The 3495-nt window shown below is 71.9% G+C and carries 6 protein-coding genes; 3 read left to right on the top strand and 3 right to left on the bottom strand.

Annotation, left to right across the window (positions count from 1 at the left end):
- Nucleotides 1–219 (top strand): aromatic-ring hydroxylase C-terminal domain-containing protein (locus tag KME77_RS11755; protein ID WP_443679403.1); only part of this gene is annotated, 219 nt, incomplete at its 5' end.
- Between the two features lie 14 nt (nt 220–233).
- On the opposite strand, the gene KME77_RS11750 is transcribed toward KME77_RS11755, so the two are convergent.
- On the bottom strand, nt 234–842 hold the full coding sequence (locus tag KME77_RS11750; protein ID WP_219465701.1) for an NADPH-dependent F420 reductase: 609 nt from the start codon (nt 840–842) through the stop codon (nt 234–236).
- 108 nt (nt 843–950) lie between these two features.
- On the opposite strand from KME77_RS11750, the gene KME77_RS11745 reads away from it, so the two are divergent.
- Nucleotides 951–1352, top strand: a complete 402-nt coding sequence (locus tag KME77_RS11745; RefSeq protein WP_219465699.1) for a winged helix-turn-helix transcriptional regulator — start codon at nt 951–953, stop codon at nt 1350–1352.
- Nucleotides 1353–1359: 7 nt separating this feature from the next.
- On the opposite strand, the gene KME77_RS11740 is transcribed toward KME77_RS11745, so the two are convergent.
- Both KME77_RS11740 and KME77_RS11735 read right to left on the bottom strand, forming a co-directional pair.
- Nucleotides 1360–2007: a response regulator gene (locus KME77_RS11740; RefSeq protein ID WP_219465696.1), complete on the bottom strand. Its 648-nt coding sequence runs from the start codon at nt 2005–2007 to the stop codon at nt 1360–1362.
- The gene (locus tag KME77_RS11735; RefSeq protein ID WP_219465695.1) at nt 2004–3143 is read right to left on the bottom strand and encodes a sensor histidine kinase; all 1140 of its coding nucleotides are present in this window, start codon (nt 3141–3143) and stop codon (nt 2004–2006) included. The genes KME77_RS11740 and KME77_RS11735 overlap by 4 nt, the downstream gene beginning before the upstream one ends.
- Before the next feature lie 95 nt (nt 3144–3238).
- Between KME77_RS11735 and KME77_RS11730 the strand changes: the two genes are divergently transcribed.
- On the top strand, nt 3239–3495 hold a 257-nt coding region (locus KME77_RS11730; protein ID WP_246609601.1), incomplete at its 3' end, for a gamma-glutamyltransferase.

The raw sequence follows: 3495 nt of genomic DNA, 5'->3' as shown, positions 1-3495 counted from the left end.
CCCCCCGCTCGCCCGCTCCCCCTGGACCTGCGCCCCGAGCCCTCGACAGACCTGGTGGCGGCGGACGGCCGGCTCCGGGTCGTCCGGGCCCACTGCGACGCCCCGCCCGCCGACGTCCTGCTGGTACGTCCGGACGGGTACGTCGCGTGGGCCGGGGTGGACGGCCTGGCCGAGGCGGTCTCGGCCTGGTTCACCCCGGCCCCGTCACTCAGCCTTTGATGGACGGGCGCTGATCAGCGGGCGATGGTCATCCCGAACGGCACAGGCCCGAGCGCCCGCACCAGTCCACCCACCATCAACATGAACGCCTCCACCCCACGGGCCGTCTCCACACCGCCGAGGTCGATCACCCACTCCGGCGGCCAGCCCAGATCGGCGAGCAGCCCGGCCACGGCCTTCCTGGCCTCCGCGTCGTCCCCCGACAGGAACGCGGACGGAGGCACGGCCAGCAGCTCGGGCCGCGCCATCACCGAGTCGTGCATGGTGTTGAGGGTCTTCACCACCCGCACCCCGGGCAGCGCCCGCTGGATCTCCTCGGCGAGACTGCTGCCCGGATAGAGCAGCGACACGGCGAGACCGTGCTCGTTCACCTCCACCGCGTTGGCGACGTCCACCAGCACCTTGCCCGCCAACTGGGGCGCGAGGGCGGTGAGCGCCGCCACCGAGACCGCGCCGGGCATCGCGTTGACCACCAGCTCGGCGCGGGCGGCCGCGTCCGCGTGGCTCATGGTGCCCGGCCCTGGCCGGCGGGAACCCAAGATCACCTCGTGTCCGGTCTGTGGGAGTTTGGCGGCAAGCGCACGGGCCACATGGCCCGTGCCGAGAATGGCTATGGTCGTCATGCAAAGGAAGCTAGAGGGGTGCTCCGGGCGTTCGGCAGTAGGCACTTTCAAGTGGCCAGGGCACTCGGAGGAGTGCCATCCAGCTAGGGGACAGGTGGGGGACATGTCATGACCACTCGTACGGCCGCGCAGCGCCGGGCCGAGGTCCGGAAGTCGTGCCTGGAGCGGGTCGCCGCCTGCCCGACCAACCGGCTGCTGGATCGCATGGGGGACAAGTGGGTCGGCATCGTGATCAAGTTCCTGGGCGACGGGCCGCTGCGGTACGGCGAGCTGCGGCGCTCGATCCCGGCGGCGAGCCAGAAGATGCTGACGGAGACGCTGCGGCGCCTTGAGCGCGACGGGCTGGTCTCGCGGACCGTCGTCCCCGGCGCCCCGGTGGGGGTGGACTACGCGCTGACGCCGCTGGGCCGGACCCTGCTGCCCGTGCTGGCGGTGGTGACGGGCTGGGCGGAGGAGAACATCGCGCGGATCGAGCACGCCCAGGAGGAGTACGACGCCCGCCCCCGCTGAGGGGCGCTCAGAGCCAGCCCGGCTTGACCAGCCCGGACTCGTAGGCGATGACCACGAGCTGGGCGCGGTCCCTGGCGTGGAGCTTCATCATGGCCCGGCTCACGTGCGTCTTGGCCGTCGCCGGTGACATGAACAGGTCCGCGGCGATCTCGTCGTTCGTCCTGCCCGTCCCGACCAGCGACAGGACCTCCCGCTCGCGGTCGGTGAGCTGGGTCAGGTCCGTCGCCGTGGCCGGCTCCTTGGCGCGGGAGGCGTACTCGGCGATCAGGCGGCGGGTGACGCTCGGGGACAGGAGCGCCTCGCCCGCCGCCACCACGCGGACCGCCTGGATCAGCTCGGCCGGCTCGGTGTCCTTGACGAGGAAGCCGCTGGCGCCGCCGCGCAGGGCCTCGAAGACGTACTCGTCCAGCTCGAACGTCGTCAGGATGATGATGCGCGGCCCCGCCGGCATCTCGCGGGTGGCGGTCAGGCCGTCCATGCCGGGCATGCGGATGTCCATGAGCACGACGTCCGGCGACAGCTCACCCGACAGGCGCACCGCCTCGGCGCCGTCGGAGGCCTCCGCGACGACCGTCATGTCGGGCTGGGCGTCCAGGAGGGCCTTGAAGCCCGCCCGTACGAGGGCCTGGTCGTCGGCCAGCAGTACCTTGATCACGCGCTCTCCTCGTCGAGGGGTCGGGAGGGCTCCGGCTCCACCGGGAGGCGGGCCCTGACCTGGAAGCCATTGTCCACGGGGCCGGCGCTCAGCGTGCCGCCCAGGGCGGAGGCGCGCTCGCGCATGCCCGGGATGCCGTTGCCGCTGCCCGACTCCGCCAGCACGGGCTGCGTCGTCGCGCCCGTGTCCGTGACCTGGATCTCCAGGTGGTCGGTGCCGTACGAGAGCCGGACCGTCACCTGCGACCCCGGCGCGTGGCGGGCGGCGTTGGTGAGCGATTCCTGGACGATCCGGTACGCGGCCCGCTCCACCGGCGGCGGCAGCGGCCGGTCGCCGACCCGCTTGAGCGTCACCGGCAGGCCCGAGCGCTCGACCAGCTCGTCCAGCCGGTCCAGCCCGGCCGTGGGGGAGCGCGGGGCGCCTTCGCGCAGAACGTTGAGCACCGAGCGCATCTCTCCGAGAACCTCCTTGGAGGCGGACTTGATGGTGGTCAGGGCGGTACGAGCGTGCTCGGGCTGATCGTCCAGGAGATGCAGGGCGGTGGAGGCCTGTACGTGGATGAGGGAGATGTTGTGCGCCAGCACGTCGTGCAGCTCCTGCGCCATCGTCAGCCGCTCCTCGCTCGCCTGCCGCCTGGACTCCTCCTCGACGGCCCGCTGGTGCTCGGCGCGGCGCTCCCGCATGATCCGGGTCAGCTCGGCGACCACCATGAACAGCAGGATGAACGCGGCGATCGCCAGCGCGTGGAAGAGCAGGGAGGAGGGCCGGTCCCCGCCGAGGACGGCATAGGCCTGGAAGACGGCGAACGTCACGCCGGCCAGGACCCACGCGGCCGGCCGCTTGCCGTTCATGACGAGCGTGAAGAGCAGGAAGATCGGCGTCAGGAAGACCGGCCCGTAGGCGTAGCCACCGATTACATACGCATATGTCGCCAATAGCGTGATAACCGTGCTCGAAACGGGAAATTTCCGGCGAAAGAGCGTGGCCGCCGGCCCCACCAGCAGCAACGCGTACCCCCAGGGGTCCAACGGCTCCCTGAACGACCTCTGCCCCCAGGCCGCCCCCTGCGACAGCACGACCTGGGCCACTGCGAGCATCAACGCGAGGTACACGTCGTACCCGGACTTTCTCACCACGCCCACACGCTAAGGCACCCCGCCCGACCGGCACATCACCCCAGCGCCGCAGGGGGCCCTACCACGACGGGCGTAGCTGGGCCATGGTGGAGACCATGCGCCGACTGATCGTTCCCGCAGCAACAGTCGTCCTCGCGCTGGCGCCCGCCCCGGCGCTGGCCGACCACCAGGAGCAGAAGGTCCCCGTCGCCGAGGGGTACGGCGGCGCCGTCGCCACCGTCGACCTGGACGCCAGCAAGGCCGCCATCGCCGTGCTCAAGAGGGGCGGCAACGCCATCGACGCCGCCGTGGCCGCCGGAGCCGTGCTCGGCGTGACCGGGCCCTACTCGGCCGGGCTGGCCGGCGGGGGCTT

Source organism: Nonomuraea rhizosphaerae, assembly GCF_019396405.1.
In the GTDB taxonomy this organism is placed as follows: domain Bacteria; phylum Actinomycetota; class Actinomycetes; order Streptosporangiales; family Streptosporangiaceae; genus Nonomuraea; species Nonomuraea rhizosphaerae.
The sequence above is the reverse complement of the archived record's forward strand: the minus strand, read 5'-3'. Positions and strand labels throughout refer to the sequence as shown.